This is a genomic window from Pseudomonas prosekii (genome assembly GCF_900105155.1).
Classification (GTDB): domain Bacteria; phylum Pseudomonadota; class Gammaproteobacteria; order Pseudomonadales; family Pseudomonadaceae; genus Aquipseudomonas; species Aquipseudomonas prosekii.
Map to the genome: position 1 here is coordinate 1139606 of NZ_LT629762.1, position 18277 is coordinate 1157882.

General features: G+C 60.4%; 13 protein-coding genes. 6 read left to right on the forward strand and 7 right to left on the reverse strand.

The annotated features are described in order from the left end of the window. Positions 1–29: 29 nt before the first annotated feature. Positions 30–1376: a DEAD/DEAH box helicase gene (locus tag BLU01_RS05215; protein WP_092271626.1), complete on the reverse strand. Its 1347-nt coding sequence runs from the start codon at positions 1374–1376 to the stop codon at positions 30–32. Positions 1377–1569: 193 nt separating this feature from the next. Between BLU01_RS05215 and BLU01_RS05220 the strand changes: the two genes are divergently transcribed. Then, positions 1570–2868, forward strand: a complete 1299-nt coding sequence (locus BLU01_RS05220; protein ID WP_092271627.1) for a mechanosensitive ion channel family protein — start codon at positions 1570–1572, stop codon at positions 2866–2868. Positions 2869–2974: 106 nt separating this feature from the next. Here the strand turns inward: BLU01_RS05220 and BLU01_RS05225 are convergent, their stop codons facing one another. The 3 genes from BLU01_RS05225 to BLU01_RS05235 all read right to left on the reverse strand — a co-directional run bounded on the left by BLU01_RS05225 (position 2975) and on the right by BLU01_RS05235 (position 5293). Continuing rightward, positions 2975–3841: a carboxylate/amino acid/amine transporter gene (locus tag BLU01_RS05225; RefSeq protein WP_092271628.1), complete on the reverse strand. Its 867-nt coding sequence runs from the start codon at positions 3839–3841 to the stop codon at positions 2975–2977. 220 nt (positions 3842–4061) lie between these two features. After that, positions 4062–4661: an FMN-dependent NADH-azoreductase gene (locus BLU01_RS05230; protein WP_092271631.1), complete on the reverse strand. Its 600-nt coding sequence runs from the start codon at positions 4659–4661 to the stop codon at positions 4062–4064. A 302-nt stretch (positions 4662–4963) separates the two neighbouring features. After that, positions 4964–5293, reverse strand: a complete 330-nt coding sequence (locus tag BLU01_RS05235) for a 3-phosphoglycerate kinase (RefSeq protein WP_092271634.1) — start codon at positions 5291–5293, stop codon at positions 4964–4966. A 49-nt stretch (positions 5294–5342) separates the two neighbouring features. Between BLU01_RS05235 and BLU01_RS05240 the strand changes: the two genes are divergently transcribed. From BLU01_RS05240 to BLU01_RS05255, 4 genes are all read left to right on the forward strand, one after another. Continuing rightward, a complete protein-coding gene (locus BLU01_RS05240) occupies positions 5343–6266 on the forward strand; it encodes a LysR family transcriptional regulator (protein WP_092271637.1) in 924 nt (307 codons plus the stop codon). A 14-nt stretch (positions 6267–6280) separates the two neighbouring features. Next, positions 6281–7084: an alpha/beta fold hydrolase gene (locus BLU01_RS05245; RefSeq protein WP_092271640.1), complete on the forward strand. Its 804-nt coding sequence runs from the start codon at positions 6281–6283 to the stop codon at positions 7082–7084. A 3-nt stretch (positions 7085–7087) separates the two neighbouring features. Beyond that, a complete protein-coding gene (locus BLU01_RS05250) occupies positions 7088–7645 on the forward strand; it encodes a peptidylprolyl isomerase (protein ID WP_092271643.1) in 558 nt (185 codons plus the stop codon). 87 nt (positions 7646–7732) lie between these two features. Further along, positions 7733–9565, forward strand: coding sequence for an ABC transporter ATP-binding protein (locus BLU01_RS05255; RefSeq protein WP_092271646.1), 1833 nt, complete (start codon positions 7733–7735; stop codon positions 9563–9565). Positions 9566–9700: 135 nt separating this feature from the next. On the opposite strand, the gene BLU01_RS05260 is transcribed toward BLU01_RS05255, so the two are convergent. Then, positions 9701–10825 (reverse strand): GNAT family N-acetyltransferase, encoded by a 1125-nt coding sequence (locus tag BLU01_RS05260; RefSeq protein ID WP_092271649.1) that lies wholly within the window; start codon positions 10823–10825, stop codon positions 9701–9703. 284 nt (positions 10826–11109) lie between these two features. Here BLU01_RS05260 and BLU01_RS05265 point away from each other — a divergent pair, with 284 nt between their 5' ends. Then, on the forward strand, positions 11110–12399 hold the full coding sequence (locus BLU01_RS05265) for a putative porin (RefSeq protein ID WP_092271652.1): 1290 nt from the start codon (positions 11110–11112) through the stop codon (positions 12397–12399). Between the two features lie 397 nt (positions 12400–12796). On the opposite strand, the gene BLU01_RS05270 is transcribed toward BLU01_RS05265, so the two are convergent. Next, positions 12797–13918, reverse strand: coding sequence for a beta-ketoacyl-ACP synthase III (locus BLU01_RS05270; RefSeq protein ID WP_092271655.1), 1122 nt, complete (start codon positions 13916–13918; stop codon positions 12797–12799). A gap of 385 nt (positions 13919–14303) precedes the next feature. Beyond that, positions 14304–18215, reverse strand: a complete 3912-nt coding sequence (hrpA, locus tag BLU01_RS05275) for an ATP-dependent RNA helicase HrpA (protein ID WP_092271658.1) — start codon at positions 18213–18215, stop codon at positions 14304–14306. Positions 18216–18277: the final 62 nt, after the last annotated feature.

Below are 18277 nucleotides of genomic sequence, written 5' to 3' on the forward strand. Positions count from 1 at the left end.
CCTCGCCACAGCAGGTCCTTGCCTCAGGTTTACTCAGCAGCAGGCGCTTCCGGCTTGCGGCGTTTGAGCGGGGCCATGCCGTCTTTGCTCACCAGCGACAGTGCGTCGGTTTTCGGGCGGTTGGCGATTTTGCGTTTGGTCGGGGCCTTGGCGCCGGTTTTCTTCTTGTCGCCCTTGGCGTCGACCTTTTTCTTCTTCACGCCAACGGCTTTGCCCGAGGCCTTGACCTTTTTCGGTCCGCCGTAGGTGCCTTTGACTTCCTTGATGGTGCGGCGCTCGAAGCTCTGCTTAAGGTAGCGCTCGACGCTCGACATCAGGTTCCAGTCGCCGTGGCAGATCAGCGAGATCGCCAGGCCGTCGTTGCCGGCACGCCCGGTACGACCGATACGGTGTACGTATTCGTCGCCGCTGCGTGGCATGTCGAAGTTGATCACCAAGTCCAGGCCTTCCACGTCGAGGCCGCGCGCGGCGACGTCGGTGGCGACGAGGATTTTCACTCCGCCCTGCTTCAGACGGTCGATCGCCAGTTTGCGATCCTTCTGGTCCTTGTCACCGTGCAGCACAAACGCCTTGTATTCCTGCGCCACCAGACGGCCGTAGATGCGGTCGGCCATGGCCCGGGTGTTGGTGAATACGATGGCCTTCTGATAGGTCTCGTTGGCCAACAGCCAGTTGACGATCTGTTCTTTGTGCTGGTTGTGGTCAGCGGTAATGATCTGCTGACGGGTGGTCGCGTTCAGGTCGCTGACGTTGTTGAGCTGCAAGTGCTCAGGGTTGTTCAGGACGTTGGCGACCATCTCGCGCAGGCCCGAACCGCCGGTGGTGGCGGAGAACAGCATGGTCTGCTGGCGATTGGTGCACTCTGCCACCAGACGCTGCACGTCTTCGGCAAAACCCATGTCGAGCATGCGGTCGGCTTCGTCGAGGACCAGCACTTCAACTTCTTTCAAGTCGAGGTTGCCAGCGTTCAGTTGCTCGATCATCCGCCCCGGCGTACCGATGAGGATGTCCGGCACCTTGCGCAGCATGGCGGCCTGGACCTTGAAGTCTTCACCGCCGGTGATCAGGCCGGACTTGATGAAAGTGAACTGGGCGAAGCGCTCGACTTCCTTGATGGTCTGCTGTGCCAGCTCGCGGGTCGGCAGCAGGATCAGGGTCTTGATGCTGACGCGGACTTTGGCCGGGCCGATCAAGCGGTTGAGGATCGGCAAAACGAACGCAGCGGTTTTGCCGCTGCCGGTTTGCGCTGTCACCCGCAGGTCACGCCCTTGCAGCGCCAGCGGAATAGCCGCTGCTTGCACAGGCGTTGGCTCGACAAATTTAAGCTCGGCCACAGCTTTTAGCAGGCGTTCGTGCAGGGCGAAATCGGAAAACACGGGTGCTACCTCGAAGAAATACAAAAAAACAGCTGCATAGGTTACCGGTTTCGAGCGCGCAGGCCGAGTTTCTTTATGCAAACGACAGTAAACAGTGGCTATTTTGTTGCCCGATGAGTCTCCAAACGTCATCCGCAGCGTCTTAAATGCTCTAATCGCCCCGACGCAACCCACAGAAGAACCGTTTTCACCCATGGATATCAAACAGCTCTGGCTCAATGCCCAAGACCTTTGGGGCGCCCTCGACCGGCATCCGCTCCTGCATTCCAGCCTGGCGCTGATGCTGCTGCTGATCGTCGCGCTGGTCCTCGGACGAGTGGCGCGCTACCTGATGCTGCACGCGACCAAGATGCTCGGCCGCCAACCGGCGCTGCACTGGGTCAACGACCTGCGGCACAACAAGGTGTTTCATCGACTGGCGCAAATGACGCCGTCGCTGGTGATCCAGTTCGGCCTCTATCTGGTGCCGGAACTGAGCAAAACCAGCCTGATTTTCCTCGGCAATGTCGCGTTGGCCTTCACTATTCTCTTCCTGCTGCTGGCGGCGAGCGCCCTGCTTAGTGCGCTGCTGGACATCTACGCGCGCACCGAACACGCGCGCACCCGCTCGATCAAAGGCTACGTGCAACTGACGAAAATGGTCTTGTACGTGCTCGGCGCAATCATCATTGTCGCGACGCTGATCGACCGGTCGCCGCTGCTGTTGCTCTCGGGTCTGGGCGCGATGTCGGCGGTGATTTTGTTGGTCTACAAGGACACGTTGCTGTCGTTCGTCGCCAGTGTGCAGCTGACCAGCAATGACATGCTGCGGGTCGGCGACTGGATCGAGATGCCGCAAGTCGGCGCCGACGGTGATGTGGTGGACATCACGTTGCACACAGTCAAAGTGCAGAACTTCGATAAAACCATTGTCTCGATTCCGACTTGGCGGCTGATGTCCGAGTCATTCAAAAACTGGCGCGGGATGCAGCAGTCCGGCGGGCGGCGGATCAAGCGCAGCGTGTTTATCGACGCCAGCGGCGTGCGATTTGTCCGCGATGACGAAGAGTTGAAGCTGTCGCAGGTGCATCTGTTGACCGACTACATCGGCCGCAAACAAGCCGAGCTCAAGGCCTGGAACGAGGCCCAGGGCAACGTTGCGGCAATGTCGGCCAATCGGCGGCGGATGACCAATATCGGCACGTTTCGCGCTTATGCCTTGGCGTATCTGAAGAGTCATCCGGAGATCCAGCCGAACATGACCTGCATGGTCCGCCAGATGCAAACCACGGCGCAGGGCATTCCGCTGGAAATCTACTGTTTCACCCGCACCACGGTGTGGGCGGATTACGAGCGAATTCAGGGCGATATTTTCGATTATCTGCTGGCGGTGCTGCCGGAGTTTGGCTTGAACCTGTATCAGCAGCCGAGTGGCGGTGATTTAAGGGCCGGGTTGCTGCCGGCGGTGCTGGGTGCGAGCCACATTCCGGAGCCTGAAAAACACCTGATGTAGCACCACAATCCCTTGTGGGAGCGAGCTTGCTCGCGATAGCAGTGTGTCAGCCGACATCGATGTTTCTGACACACCGCTATCGCGAGCAAGCTCGCTCCCACAGGGTTCAGTGTGCGATTGCAGGTCTGCGGATACCCAACCGACTGATCCACACCGCCATCAGAATCACCGAGCCTCCGAGAAACAGTCGCCCCAGTTCTTCGTGCTGATTCCAGATCAGCAGATTGATCAGCAGCCCCACCGGCACGTGCAGGTTGTTCATCACCGCCAGCGTCCCGCCGTTCACCAGGCACGCGCCTTTGTTCCACCAATACAAACCCAGCGCCGTCGAAACCAACCCGAGGAACACCAGCACGCCCCATTGCAGCGGCGCTTCGGGCAAGAAATTCTGTTTGCCGAACAGCAGGAACGCCGGCAACGCCACCGCCAATGCGCCGAGGTAGAAATAGCCAAAGCGTCGGTAATGCGGCAGGTCGCTCGGATGCCGCGCGACCAAGTGTTTATAGAGCACTTGCCCGGCGGCGTAGGTGAAGTTGGCCAGTTGCAGCAGCAGGAAACCCATGAAGAAGTCCGGGTTGATGCGGTCGTAGCGAATTACCGCCGCGCCTGCCACGGCTACCAGCGCGGCGACCAGCGCCCACGGGTTGAAGCGGCGGTTCAGTGCGTCTTCGATCAGCGTCACGTGCAACGGGGTGAGGATGGTGAACAGCAAGACTTCCGGCACCGTCAGCACGCGAAAACTCAGGTACAGGCAGACGTAGGTCACGCCGAACTGCAACGCGCCGATCAGCAACATGCCGCGCATGAACGCCGGCTCGACCGAACGCCAGCGCGTCAGCGGAATAAACACCAGCCCCGCCAGCACCACTCGCACCAGCACCGCGAAGTAACTGTCGACGTGCCCGGCCAGGTATTCGCCGATCAGGCTGAAGGAAAACGCCTGGATCAGCGTGACAAAAATTAGATAGCCCATGCTCGCCTCGTTTTGAATGGCGGCGACGATAGCGGGTTTTGTCATCAATCGCGAGAACACGCAAATCCCGGGCAAAAAAAAGCCCGATCTCGCTAATGCGTTCAATCGGGCTACAGCACTCAGGAGCAACAAGTGCAAAGGGAGGTCGATGCGCGTAAAGCCTTGAAGGGGTTGCGCCAGGTCACTTGAACAGCCAGCGATTATCTGGCGATTAAAACCCTCAAGCGACTTGGGAAAGCTTGGCGTTGGCCTGGTTCAAGCCCTTCTCCTGGAAGTCGCCGCCCAGGTTCATGCCCTCGGCGTGAATAAACGTGACGTCGTGGATGCCGATGAAACCCATGACCTGGCGCAGGTACGGTTCCTGGTGATCCGCCGGGCCGCCAGCGTAGATGCCGCCGCGAGCGGTCAGCACGTAGGCGCGCTTGTTGGTGAGCACGCCTTGCGGGCCAGTGTCGGTGTACTTGAACGTCACGCCGGCCCGCAACACGTGGTCGAGCCACGCTTTGAGAGTGCTCGGGATCGCGAAGTTGTACATCGGCGCGGCCATTACCAACACATCGGCAGCGAGCAATTCATCGGTCAATTGATTGGAGCGGTCCAGCGAAGCCTGTTCGACGTCGTTGCGTTGGTCCGCCGCTTTCATCCAGCCGCCAAGCAGGTTGCTGTCGAGGTGCGGCACCGGATTGATGGCCAAGTCACGAACAGTGATCTGATCGGCCGGGTGCGCGGCTTTCCACTGGCTGATGAAGGTCTGGGTCAGTTGGCGCGAAACCGAATCTTGCTGACGGGCGCTGCTTTCAACGATCAGAACGTTGGACATGGCTTGTAGGCTCCATCTGAGAATGCTGTAAGGCGATGGAGTGGAGATTAAACAGAGTCATATCGATGAAAAAGCGCAAATAACTGCTATAACGCATCGATAAATTCGTTTATAAGCTCATCAAGCGATGCATCAATCAACTTCTGTGGCGAGGGGGCTTGCCCCCGTCCGGCTGCGAAGCGGTCGTATTACAGCCATCGCGGTTCAGCTGAAACACTGCGGTGGAAGTTTTGGGGCCGCTTCGCGACCCAACGGGGGCAAGCCCCCTCGCCACACAAGCCTCGCGCCTACAGGGATTTATCTTATTTCGGGGTGCAGGTCAGCGTGATGCGCATCTTGATGATTTCGCGGGTGAACTTGGCAGTCGCGTTTTTATGCTTGCCGGCCAGCACTTCGATGGTGCGGGTGCGCGGTGCTTCCGGTCCATTGTTGAACACCACCCGGCAGGTCGCGTCGGTGTTGCCGTAGTTATTGACCTGAATGGAGGCGATGTCGTTGTCCGTGTCGAAGGCGTTGTAATCGATGCTCAGGCCATTGAGCTGTTTGCTGACATCGATCGGATAGGCCTGCGCGGTCAGCGGCAACAGCGCCAACAAGACACAACCCGACACCCCATAACAGAATTTTTTCATTCGGCAGTCTCCAATAAGGACCGCCAGCTTAGGACAAGAGGAGCTCATCATGAAAGCGCCCCGCGTGACGCTTGATCAATGGCGAACATTGCAAGCCGTGGTCGACCACGGCGGTTTCGCCCAGGCCGCCGAAGCGCTGCATCGCTCGCAATCGTCTGTCAGCTACACCGTCGCCCGCATGCAGGACCAACTCGGCGTGCCGCTGTTGCGCATCGACGGTCGCAAAGCCGTGCTTACCGAGGCCGGCGGCGTGTTGCTGCGCCGCTCGCGACAACTGGTCAAACAGGCCAGCCAACTCGAAGACCTCGCCCATCACATGGAGCAAGGCTGGGAAGCGGAAGTGCGTCTGGTGGTCGATGCTGCCTACCCGAGCGCGCGCCTGGTGCGCGCCCTCACCGCGTTCATGCCGCAAAGCCGTGGCTGCCGCGTGCGCCTGCGCGAAGAGGTGTTGTCGGGCGTGGAAGAAGTGTTGCTCGAAGGCGTGGCCGATCTGGCCATCACCGGTTTCAGCATCCCCGGTTACCTCGGCGCGGAGCTCAGCGACGTTGAATTCGTCGCTGTCGCGCACCCCGATCACGCCTTGCACCGCTTGAACCGCGAACTGAGTTTTCAGGACCTCGAAACCCAGATGCAAGTGGTCATCCGCGACTCCGGCCGCCAGCAGCCACGCGACGTCGGCTGGCTCGGCGCCGAACAGCGCTGGACCGTCGGCAGCCTCGCCACCGCCGCCACGTTTGTCAGCAACGGCCTGGGGTTTGCCTGGGTGCCACGGCACATGATCGAACGCGAATTGAAGGACGGCACGCTCAAGCTGCTACCGTTGGACCAGGGCGGCAGCCGTAATCCGAGTTTTTACCTGTATTCGAACAAGGACAAACCCCTCGGCCCGGCGACGCAGATTCTTATCGACCTGCTGCGCACCTTCGATACCGCGCCGCTGGATGCACCTTTCGCCGCACCAGAACAAGCCTGACACGGAGCAATTGCATGGCCTATTTCGAACACGAAGGTTGCAACCTGCACTACGAGGAATATGGCCACGGCGCTCCATTGCTGCTGGTCCACGGGCTGGGTTCGAGCACGCTGGACTGGGAAATGCAGATCCCGGCGCTCGCCGCCCGCTACCGGGTGATCGTCCCGGACGTGCGCGGCCACGGTCGCTCGGACAAGCCCCGCGAGCGTTACAGCATCGCCGGGTTCAGCGCCGACCTGATCGCGCTGATCGACCACCTGAACCTCGGCCCGACGCATTACGTCGGCTTGTCGATGGGGGGAATGATCGGTTTTCAACTGGCCACCGATCAGCCGCAATTGCTCAAAAGCCTGTGCATCGTCAACAGCGCACCCGAGGTCAAATTGCGCAGTCGCGACGATTACTGGCAGTGGTTCAAGCGCTGGAGCCTGATGCGCGTCCTCAGCCTCGGCACCATCGGCAAAGCGCTGGGCGGCAAGTTGTTTCCGAAACCGGAGCAAGCCGATTTGCGTCAGAAAATGGCCGAGCGCTGGGCAAAAAACGCCAAACATGCTTATCTCGCCAGCTTCGATGCCATTGTCGGCTGGGGCGTTCAGGAACGACTTTCGAAGGTCGCCTGTCCAACCCTCATCATTGCCGCCGACCGTGACTACACGCCGGTCGCGCTGAAAGAAACCTATGTAAAACTGCTGCCCGATGCGCGGCTGGTGGTGATCGCCGATTCGCGCCACGCCACCCCGCTGGATCAACCCGAACGCTTCAACCAAACGCTGCTCGAGTTTCTCACCGCAGTCGACACCACCAATCAGGATCACTGACCCATGCTGAAAAAAATCGCCCTCGTCGCCGGCTCCGTTCTGTTCGCCGCCAACCTGATGGCCGCCACGCCCGCCAAAGCCCCGCATGTGCTGCTGGAAACCACCAATGGACAGATCGAAATCGAACTGGACGCGGTCAAGGCACCGATCAGTACCAAGAACTTTCTTGATTACGTGAACAGCGGCTTCTACAACAACACGATTTTCCACCGCGTGATCCCGGGCTTCATGGTCCAGGGCGGCGGGTTCACCCAACAGATGCAACAGAAAGACACCAAAGCGCCGATCAAGAACGAATCGAAAAACGGTTTGCATAACGTCCGTGGCACCTTGTCGATGGCCCGCACTTCGAACCCGGATTCGGCCACCAGCCAGTTCTTCGTCAACGTCAAAGACAACGACTTCCTCGACACCGGCGATGGTTATGCGGTGTTCGGCAAAGTCGTCAAAGGCATGGACGTTGTCGACATCATCGTCAACACGCCGACCACCACTCGCGGCGGCATGAAAGACGTTCCTGCCGATCCTGTGTTCATCAAGTCGGCCAAAGTCATCGACTGACCTGCACAGGGAATGTGAGCCGTCGCCGGTGTTTGCCGGCGGCGCTCATCGTGTTTAAAGGAGAGCCCCAGCGCGGGCGGAGAACCAATGCTTTATCGCCGTTTTGAAAAACTGATCGACATCTTCCGCGACGCACCGACGGCAGCCCCGCCGGACCGGGTTCTCCCCTTCTATACCTATTACCTGAAGCAGGTCTGGCCGAGTTTCGCCGCCCTGCTGATCGTCGGCCTGATCGGCGCGTTGATCGAAGTGGCGCTGTTCAGTTACCTGAGCCGCATCATCGACCTGACCCAAGGCACGCCGAACGTCAATTTCTTTCAGGAACACGGCATCGAACTGGCCTGGATGGCAGTGGTTGCGCTGCTGTTTCGGCCGATCTTTGTCGGCCTGCACGACTTGCTGGTGCATCAGACCCTGAGCCCCGGCATGACCAGCCTGATCCGCTGGCAGAACCACAGTTACGTGCTCAAGCAGAGCCTGAATTTCTTCCAGAACGACTTCGCCGGGCGCATCGCCCAGCGCATCATGCAAACCGGCAACTCGCTGCGCGATTCGGCGGTGCAAGCGGTGGACGCGTTGTGGCACGTGCTGATCTATGCGATCAGCTCGCTGGTGTTGTTCGCCGAGGCCGACTGGCGCCTGATGATCCCGCTGCTGAGCTGGATCGCCGCGTACATCGGCGCGCTGTGCTACTTCGTGCCACGGGTCAAGGAACGCTCGGTGGTGTCCTCCGATGCGCGCTCCAAACTGATGGGGCGGATCGTCGACGGCTACACCAACATCACCACGCTGAAGCTGTTCGCCCACACCAATTTCGAGCAGCAATATGCCCGCGAAGCGATCGAAGAACAAACCGAAAAAGCCCAACTGGCGGGTCGCGTCGTGACCAGCATGGACGTGGTCATCACCAGCATGAACGGCTTGCTGATCGTCGGCACGACCGGCCTGGCGCTGTGGCTGTGGACGCAGTCGCTGATCTCGGTCGGCGCGATTGCCCTGGCCACCGGCCTGGTGATTCGCATCGTCAACATGTCCGGCTGGATCATGTGGGTGGTCAACGGCATTTTCGAAAACATCGGCATGGTTCAGGACGGTTTGCAGACCATCGCCCAGCCGGTCAGCGTCACCGATCGCCCGCAGGCCAAGCCGCTGGCAGTGGTGCGCGGCGAGGTGCGTTTCGAGGACGTGGATTTCCACTACGGCAAGAAGAGCGGGATCATCGGCGGCCTCAACCTGACGATCAAACCCGGCGAGAAAATCGGCTTGATCGGCCCGTCCGGCGCCGGCAAATCGACCTTGGTCAACCTGCTGCTGCGCCTGTATGACGTGCAGGGAGGGCAGATCCTGATCGACGGCCAGAACATCGCCGAGGTCGCCCAGGAAAGCCTGCGCGAGCGCATCGGCATGATCACTCAGGACACCTCGCTGCTGCACCGCTCGATCCGCGACAATCTTCTTTACGGCAAACCTGATGCGACCGACGCCGAACTTTGGGAAGCCGCGCACAAGGCGCGCGCCGACGAGTTCATCCCGTTGCTCTCGGACGCCGAAGGTCGCAGCGGGTTTGACGCGCACGTCGGTGAACGCGGGGTGAAACTCTCCGGCGGCCAGCGTCAGCGCATCGCCATTGCGCGGGTGCTGCTCAAGGACGCGCCGATCCTGATCATGGATGAAGCCACGTCAGCGCTGGATTCGGAAGTCGAAGCGGCGATTCAGGAAAGCCTGGAAACCCTGATGCAAGGCAAAACCGTGATCGCGATTGCTCACCGACTGTCGACCATCGCGCGCATGGATCGGCTGGTGGTGCTGGAAAACGGCAAGATCGCCGAAACCGGCAGCCACGCCGAACTGCTCGCGCATGGCGGGTTGTACGCGCGGTTGTGGGCGCATCAGACCGGTGGGTTTGTCGGTATCGATTGATTCCGATCAACCACCACCAAACCCTGTAGGAGCGAGCCTGCTCGCGATGGCGTCGAACCGTTCGACATGGATGTCGACTGACACGGCGCTGTCGCGAGCAGGCTCACTCCTGCAAGGGCGATTTGTGTGGGCTGTTTAGCCTTGCCTGTACGGCAACGCGGCCCGCGCGGCTTCCGCATACGCCAATACGCCGACGCGCTCCTGTTGCAGGAAATCCTCGACCGCCGCTTTCAGCCCCGGATGCCGCAGGTAGTGCCAGGAATGAGTGATTACCGGCTCAAAGCCGCGTATCAATTTGTGTTCGCCCTGCGCCCCGGCGTCGAAGCGCTGCACACCATGGGCGATCGCGTAGTCCATGCCTTGATAAAAACACGTCTCGAAATGCAGCCGGTCGTACTCCGCCAGGCAGCCCCAGTAACGTCCGTAAAAACTGTCACCACCGATCAGGCTGAACGCCATCGCCACCGGCCGTGAGCCTTGTTTGGCCAGCACCACGCGAATCGCTTCGGGCATGCGCTCGGCCAGCAGGCTGAAGAATTCCCGCGTCAGATAAGGCGCTTGCCTACGCACCGCGTAGGTATTGGCGTAGCAGGCATAGACAAAATCCCACTGCGCTTCGCTCAGTTGCGCACCTTCCAGCCATTCAAACTCGATGCCCTGCCCCGCCACCTGCTCGCGTTCCTTGCGCATCTGTTTGCGCTTGCGCGAACTCAGCGCGTCGAGGAAATCCTGGAAATCCCGATAGTCGCGATTCTGCCAGTGGTATTGGCAGCCGATACGTTGCAGCCAACCCGGCTGTTCGGCCAGCGCCGCGTCGGTAAACGGGTCGGTGAAGTTGATGTGCGCGCTGGAAAGTTCTTCGATTTCCAGATAACCCGGCAGGCTGTTGAGCAACTCGAAACCGTCTTCCAGCGTCGCCGCCAACAGACGCGGGCCGCTGACCGGGCTGAACGGCACGCCGGTCAACAACTTCGGGTAATAGTCGATGCCGGCACGGGCGCAGGCGTCCGCCCAGGCGTGGTCGAACACGTACTCGCCGTAGGAATGCCACTTGCGGTAACTGGGCAACGCCGCGATCAGCCGATCACCCTCGACGTGCAGCAGATGCTCGGGCTGCCAACCGGTGTGCGGGCCTACGCTGCCACTGTCTTCCAGCGCACTCAAAAAGGCGTGGCGCAGAAACGGCTGACGTTCGGGGACCAACGCGTCCCACGTGTGCGGGGCGATTTCAGACAGACTTTCCAGACATTGCAGCGGCATCAGCGTTCTCACCATTTCTGTGCGTGACAGCCCGGCGAGTATCGCCTATCGCCACACATTGCACACCCCGTGATGCGCCGACAAGGCTCTGCACCGAAGGTTCCAGCGCATCGCATAACGTCACGCATCTGCCATCACTTTGCCACCGCACTGTAATAATCCATCGCGATACTGGCGCCAGTTTTTAGAGCGTCGGGTTCTACCCGGCCACTGTTTACCGTCCGCCAACGGTCGGTTGTGTCCTTGGATGGCTCAGTCATCCCTTTTCTTCTTCGGAGATTGATATGCGTCTTGCTTCCACGAAAACTGCGGCGGCCCTGTGTGGCGGTCTGTTGCTGGCCATGAGCGTTCCGGCCAGCGCCGCAGTCGACGCCAAATTGCTCGACATGCTCAAGGCAAACGGTTCGATTACCAACGCGCAATACGGCGAGCTGCAAGCCGAACTGGCCAGGGATCAGAAAGACCAGCAAATCGCCCGTCAGGCCCAGCAGGAAACCAACGAGCAAATCGCTGCGACCGCGAAGAAAACCAACGAACTGAGCAGCTTCGACCAGAAACTGGCGTGGGCCGCCAAAACTCAATTCAAGGGCGACGTGCGCTTCCGCCAGGAAACGGTCAAGAACGATGGCGTGTCGAACACCGGCGACCAGGATCGCCAGCGCGTGCGTGTGCGCCTCGGTGCCTACACCGAGATCAACCCGCAAGTCAGCACCGGTATCCGCATCGCTACCGGCAGCGACAACGATTCGCGCTCGACCAACCAGAGCCTGGACAACAACTTCACCAAGAAAGACATCTGGCTCGACCAGGGTTACGTCGATTACCACCCGACTGCGATCAAGGATCTGCACCTGATCGGCGGCAAGATGGCGCAACCGTGGGTCAGCACTGGCGACATCATCTGGGATAGCGATATCAGCCCTGAAGGCCTCGCCGCGACTTATCAGCACGCGTTGGGCCCGGTCGAGCTGTTCGGTAGCGCTGGCCATTACACGCTGAAGGACAACGTCGATGGCGAAGGCAAGCAATTCCGCCACGACTTGCGTCTGTACGCCGGTCAATTGGGCGCGCGTTTCGCGATCACCGACAACCTGAAAATGACCTTGGGCGGCAGCGTCTACGGTTACGACAATGACGACAACACCACCACGCTGGCGATCAACGGCAACAGCGCTGGCGAAGAATTCAAACTGTACGAAGGTTTCGGCGCACTCGACATCGGCGGCTTGCCAGTACCGCTGTCGTTGTACGGCCAGATCGTCAACAACAAGGACGCCAGCAACGACCAGGACATGGGTTGGCTGGCCGGTGTGAAAACCAAGTTCTACGGCTTCGGCGTGGACTACAACTACCGCGATGTGCAGCGCAACGCAGTGGTCGGCGCCTTCACCGACTCCGATTTCGCCAACGGTTTCACCGGTTCGCGTGGCAGCAAGGTCAAAGTCAGCTACGAGCTGGACAAGAACTTCTCCCTCGGCGCGACGTATTTCATGGCCAAATCCGACTACACCAACGCCACTGTGCGTGACTCGAAAATCAACACCCTGCAACTGGATGCCGAAGCCAAGTTCTGACATCCGCACCACTCGACTCGGGCAAGGAAGCCCGAGCGTCCTTTACAACTCGCGCTGCACATCGGTCCCCGTCATCCGTCCGATGCGTAGCGCGAGGTTGTTTTTACAAGCCCTTCCCCCCAAAACCCAAATATTCCCCACCCTCCCCCCCAATCCCTGTGGCGAGGGGGTTTACCCCCGTTCGGCTGCAAAGCAGTCGCAAAACCATGCAATGCGGTCAGTCTGGCTAAACAGGGGCTCAGCTTTTGCGACCGCTGCGCGCTCCAACGGGGGTGAACCCCCTCGCCACACAAACCCTCATCCTCAAGAAAGCGGTTGTGCAGAAAATCCGGCATTCACAAAACCAGCGCCCATAAAAAAAGACCGTAGCCAACGGCTACGGTCTTTCTTTGACCACTTAGCGCTTGCGCAAGATCACGCTACCAATCGAATAACCGGCACCAAACGAGCTGAGCACCGCCAGCGAACCAGCGGCCAGATCATCCTGATTCTTGTGAAACGCAATCACCGAACCGGCAGAACTGGTGTTGGCGTAGGTATCAAGAATCACCGGGGCTTCTTCTTCAGTCGCCTCGCGGCCGAGCAATTTCTTCACGATCAAGTGGTTCATGCTCAGGTTGGCCTGGTGCAGCCAGAAGCGCTTCACGTCGCCGACATTCAGCTGGTTTTCTTCCAGATGCGTGGCGATCAGCTCGGCGACCATCGGGCAGACGTCGCGGAACACCTTGCGGCCTTCCTGCACGAACAGTTTGTCCTTGCTGCCAACCCCCTCTTCCGCCGCGCGGTTGAGGAAACCGAAGTTGTTGCGGATGTTGTTGGAGAACTTGGTCAGCAGTTTGGTGCTGACAATGTCGAACTGGAACTCGGACGTGGCCAAGTCAGCGCGCTCAACAATCACCGCAGTGGCGGCGTCGCCGAAGATGAAATGGCTATCGCGGTCGCGGAAGTTCAGGTGACCGGTGCAGACTTCCGGGTTGACCATCAGGATCGCCCGCGCCTGGCCCAGTTGCACGCTGTTGGCGGCGGCCTGGATGCCAAAAGTGGCCGAGGAGCACGCCACGTTCATGTCGAAGCCGAAACCCTGGATGCCCAAGCCCTCCTGGACTTCGATGGCGATGGCCGGGTAAGCGCGCTGCAGGTTCGAGCAGGCGACGATCACGCCGTCGATGTCGGCGGCGGTTTTGCCGGCGCGTTGCAAGGCTTGTTCGGCAGCGCCGATGGCCATTTGGCAAAGCACCGACCATTCGTCGTTGGAACGCTCGGGCAGGCGCGGCGCCATGCGTTGCGGGTCGAGAATGCCGTCCTTGTCCATGACAAAGCGGCTTTTGATGCCGGAAGCTTTTTCGATAAACGCCGCACTGGACTCGGTCAACGCTTCGAGCTCGCCACGCGCGATGGCGTCAGCGTTGTCGGCGTTGAATAGCGCGACGTAAGCATTGAAAGACTGCACCAGCTCTTCGTTGGAAATGCTGTTGGCCGGGGTGTACAGGCCGGTGCCGCTGATGACGACGTTATGCATGGTCGTTTCTCTAATCTGTTCAGGCAGAAAGCGCTGGCACCGACGTACCAACACACAAAGGGTTCGTTCCCGCGCAGGGAAGCAAACCTGGCATCGCTTTATTCCGAGCCGCGAGAGCCGCTGAAGGCTCAAAATCGCGGCACCGGCGTTTATAGGCGCGAAGTTTGCCATAAACGCCGCGGTTTGGCCCTATTTGCTGGATCAAACAACTGCCGGATGCTCGCACGAACATTGTGGCGAGGGGGCTTGCCCCCGTTGGGTGGCGAAGCCGCCCCAAACCCTGCGAACTCGGTGTATCAGGTTTACCGATTGCGGTGATTTTACGACTGCTTCGCAGCCGGACGGTGGCAAGCCCCCTCGCCACAGGGGATCGCACACCTAGCGATCATGGCTCGACCTGGCTCCACTGTTTGTTCAGGCGCTTGTCGGAGATCGGTACTTTGGTCCCCAGTTGCTGGGCGAACAGCGACACGCGGTATTCCTCCAGCCACCAGCGGTACAGCTCCAGTTGCGGGTCGCGTTTGCCTTCCTGCGCGTGTTTGTTCGCGCGAGTCTGGTATTGCCCCCACAGCGCGGACAATTCGCCGCTCCAGACCCGGTCGCGCTGCACTTGCGCGCCGATCTTCTCGAAACGCTGCTCGACCGCTTTCAGATAACGCGGCAACTCCTTGAGCCACTGCATCGGCGTCTCACGGACAAACCCCGGATACACCAGATTGCTCAGCTGCTGCTTGATGTCGTTCAGCGCCACCGCTTGCGCGAGGTCGATCTTGCCTTTGAAGCGTTTTTGCAGACCGTGCCAGAGCTTGAGAATTTCCAGCGTCAGCTTCGCCAGACGTTCGGCGTGCTCGGTCCAGCCGCCGCGTTTGCGCTCGGCCAGTGAGGCCAACCCGGCGCCATCGCGCGGCAACGGGTCTTCGCCCTCCAGAATGCAGCTGTCGAGACTGGCCAGCAGAATGTCCTCGACCAAGGCATCAATACGCCCCAACTCGCGGTACATCAGGCCCAGCTCGGTCAGCCCCGGCAACTTGCCACGCAGGAACTTCGCCGGCTCGGCCAACTGCTGCATCAGCAAACGCTGCAAGGCGCGGCGATGCTGGAACTCGGCTTCGGCCGGCGTCGAGAAACGCCCTTCCTTGACCGTGCCCGCCTCTTCGACCAACGCCGGATACACCGTCATCGACAGCCCGGCGATCTTCTGCTGGGTTTTCTCGGCGACCGCGGCAAAGACTTTCGGCTCGACCGGCTGCTGATTTTTCGCGGTTTGCGGCACGGCCAATGCCGCTTGGCTGGCCTCGGCGAAACGCGCAGTCAACTCGGCCAGATCGCGTCCTTCGCCAAGGAACTTGCCTTGGCCATCGACGATTTCCAGGTTCATCCGCAAATGGCTGTCGACCTGCTGCGAGGCTTCGGCCCACGCTTCATCGCTGACCCGCGCGCCAGTCATGCGCAGCAATTCGCGGCCCAGCGCCTGCGGCAGCGAACCTTCGGCGAAGGTCATGCGTTGCAGCGCGGCTTTGACAAAGTCCGGCACCGGCACAAAATTCTTGCGCAGCGCCTTCGGCAAGTTACGCACCAGCGCCACGCATTTGGCCTCAATGACACCCGGCACCAGCCATTCCAGACGTTCCGGCGGCAGCATCGGCAACAACGGCGCCGGCACCCGCAGGGTCACGCCGTCGCGCGGATGATTGGGCTCGAAGTGGTAACTCAGCGCCAACTCCAGATCGCCAATGTGCAGCGTGTCCGGGTAATGCAACGCGGTGACTTCGCTGGCCTCGCGGGCCAGCACGTCTTCTTCGCGCATGATCAGCAGTTGCGGGTCTTTCTGACTGTTGACCCGATACCAACTGTCGAACGTCGCGGTCTGATGAATTTCCGCCGGCAGACGCGCGTCGTAAAACGCAAACAGGGTTTCTTCGTCGGCGAGAATGTCGCGCCGACGCGCCTTGGCTTCCAGTTCGTCGAGCTGCTCGAGCAACTGCGCATTGGCCGTCAGGCACTTGGCTTTGGATTGAATCTCGCCGCGCACCAGCCCTTCGCGAATGAACAACTCACGCGACACCAGCGGATCAATCGGCCCGTAATGCACCGGTCGGCGGCCGACCACGATCAGCCCGAACAAAGTGATCTGCTCAAACGCGACGACCTGGCCGCGCTTCTTCTCCCAATGCGGCTCGAAGTGGTTTTTCTTGATCAAGTGCCCGGCCAGCGGCTCGATCCAGTCCGAATCAATCTTCGCGACCATCCGCGCATACAACTTAGTGGTTTCCACCAGTTCGGCGGTCATCAGCCATTGCGGACGTTTTTTGCCCAGGCCCGACGAAGGGTGAATCCAGAAACGCCGCTGACGCGCGCCGAGGTAATCGCCTTCGTCGGCTTTCTGCCCGATCTGGCTGAGCAGGCCGGAAAGCACGGCTTTGTGCAGCTTCGGATAATCCGCCGGCTCTTTGTTGATGCTCAGCTGCATGTCGCGGCAAATCAGGCTCAACTGGCGGTGAGAATCGCGCCACTCGCGCAGGCGCAGGTAATTCAGGAAATTCTTGCGGCACCAGTTGCGCAGCGGGCTCGCGGTCAACGCCTGGCGCTGTTCCTCAAACCCGCGCCACAAATTGACCAGCCCGGCGAAGTCGGAATCGACGTCTTTCCACTGCGCGTGCGCCTGATCCGCCGCTTGTTGACGTTCCGGCGGGCGCTCGCGCGGGTCCTGGATCGACATGGCGCTGGCGACAATCAGCACTTCCTGCAAGCTGCCGAGTTTCGCCGCTTCGAGCAACATGCGGCCCATGCGCGGGTCGACCGGCAGGCGCGCCAGATTGCGTCCGAGCGGGGTCAGCTGACTGTTGCGATCGACCGCCGACAACTCTTGCAGCAGATTAAAACCGTCGCTGATCGCCTTGCCATCCGGCGGCTCGATAAACGGGAAATCAGTGATCTCGCCGAGGCGCAGATGGAGCATCTGCAGAATCACTGCGGCGAGGTTGGTACGAAGGATTTCCGGGTCGGTGAATTCCGGGCGCCCGATGAAATCTTCTTCGCTGTAAAGACGAATGCAAATGCCCGGCTCGACCCGACCGCAACGGCCTTTACGCTGGTTGGCGCTGGCCTGGGAAATCGCCTCGATGGGCAAACGCTGGACCTTGGCGCGATAGCTGTAACGGCTGATGCGCGCGGTGCCGCTGTCGATCACGTAACGGATGCCCGGCACGGTCAGCGAGGTTTCGGCGACGTTGGTCGCCAGCACCACACGGCGGCCCGGGTGCGACTGGAAAATCCGCTGCTGCTCGGCCGGCGACAAGCGCGCGTACAGCGGCAGAATTTCCGTGTGTTTGAGCTGGGCCTTGCGCAGCATGTCGGCGGCGTCGCGAATCTCGCGCTCGCCAGGCAAAAACACCAGCACGTCGCCGGGACTTTTGCGCTCGCTGCGTTCGAACGCGGCGATTTCGTCGAGGGTGGCGAGGATCGCCTGATCGACGGTCAAGTCGTCCTCGACGCGGTTGCCCTCTTCGTCCTGCTCCAGCGTCAGCGGCCGATACCAGGTTTCGACCGGGAACGTGCGACCGGAAACCTCGACAATCGGCGCATCGTCGAAGTGCTTGGAGAAGCGCTCGAGGTCGATGGTCGCCGAAGTGATGATGACTTTCAGGTCCGGGCGGCGCGGCAGCAGGGTTTTCAGGTAACCGAGCAGGAAGTCGATGTTGAGGCTGCGTTCGTGCGCTTCGTCGACGATGATCGTGTCGTAGCGTTCAAGGTAGCGGTCGTTCTGGGTTTCGGCGAGCAGGATGCCGTCGGTCATCAACTTGATCAGCGTATTGGAATCGCTCTGATCCTCGAACCGCACCTGATAGCCGACCAGCGCGCCCAACGGCGTCGCCAATTCTTCGGCGACCCGGCTGGCGACGCTGCGTGCAGCGATGCGGCGCGGTTGGGTGTGGCCGATCAGACCGTGCTGGCCGCGACCGATTTCCAGACAGATTTTCGGCAACTGGGTGGTTTTGCCCGAGCCGGTTTCGCCGGCAATGATCAGCACCTGATGCTTGAGCAGCGCGGCTTTGATTTCGTCGCGCTTGGCGGCGATCGGCAGGCTGTCGTCGTAACGAATCACCGGCAGGCTGGCACGCCGCGCCAGCACCTGATCACAGGACGCCTGCATGCGCGTCACCCACGCGGCCAACTTGGCCTCGTCCGGTTTCTTGCGCAGCTCAAGCAACTGCCGCCGCAGCCGGTGGCGGTCGGCGAGCATGGCGTGATCGAGGTTTTTCAGCAGTTTGTCGATGGAAGGCGATTCGTCAGTCATCAGGTACGCAATAAGTCGTCTAGTGGCGCAGGGGGGCGATTGTCGCAGATTTGGCTGTGTTT

Excerpts from the sequence above, each read along its gene's own strand:
- BLU01_RS05220 (WP_092271627.1), top strand. The coding sequence starts at position 1,570 with ATGGATATCAAACAGCTCTGGCTCAATGCCCAAGACCTTTGGGGCGCC.
- BLU01_RS05225 (WP_092271628.1), bottom strand. The coding sequence starts at position 3,841 with ATGGGCTATCTAATTTTTGTCACGCTGATCCAGGCGTTTTCCTTCAGC.
- BLU01_RS05230 (WP_092271631.1), bottom strand. The coding sequence starts at position 4,661 with ATGTCCAACGTTCTGATCGTTGAAAGCAGCGCCCGTCAGCAAGATTCG.
- BLU01_RS05235 (WP_092271634.1), bottom strand. The coding sequence starts at position 5,293 with ATGAAAAAATTCTGTTATGGGGTGTCGGGTTGTGTCTTGTTGGCGCTG.
- BLU01_RS05240 (WP_092271637.1), top strand. The coding sequence starts at position 5,343 with ATGAAAGCGCCCCGCGTGACGCTTGATCAATGGCGAACATTGCAAGCC.
- BLU01_RS05245 (WP_092271640.1), top strand. The coding sequence starts at position 6,281 with ATGGCCTATTTCGAACACGAAGGTTGCAACCTGCACTACGAGGAATAT.
- BLU01_RS05250 (WP_092271643.1), top strand. The coding sequence starts at position 7,088 with ATGCTGAAAAAAATCGCCCTCGTCGCCGGCTCCGTTCTGTTCGCCGCC.
- BLU01_RS05255 (WP_092271646.1), top strand. The coding sequence starts at position 7,733 with ATGCTTTATCGCCGTTTTGAAAAACTGATCGACATCTTCCGCGACGCA.
- BLU01_RS05260 (WP_092271649.1), bottom strand. The coding sequence starts at position 10,825 with ATGCCGCTGCAATGTCTGGAAAGTCTGTCTGAAATCGCCCCGCACACG.
- BLU01_RS05265 (WP_092271652.1), top strand. The coding sequence starts at position 11,110 with ATGCGTCTTGCTTCCACGAAAACTGCGGCGGCCCTGTGTGGCGGTCTG.
- BLU01_RS05270 (WP_092271655.1), bottom strand. The coding sequence starts at position 13,918 with ATGCATAACGTCGTCATCAGCGGCACCGGCCTGTACACCCCGGCCAAC.
- hrpA (WP_092271658.1), bottom strand. The coding sequence starts at position 18,215 with ATGACTGACGAATCGCCTTCCATCGACAAACTGCTGAAAAACCTCGAT.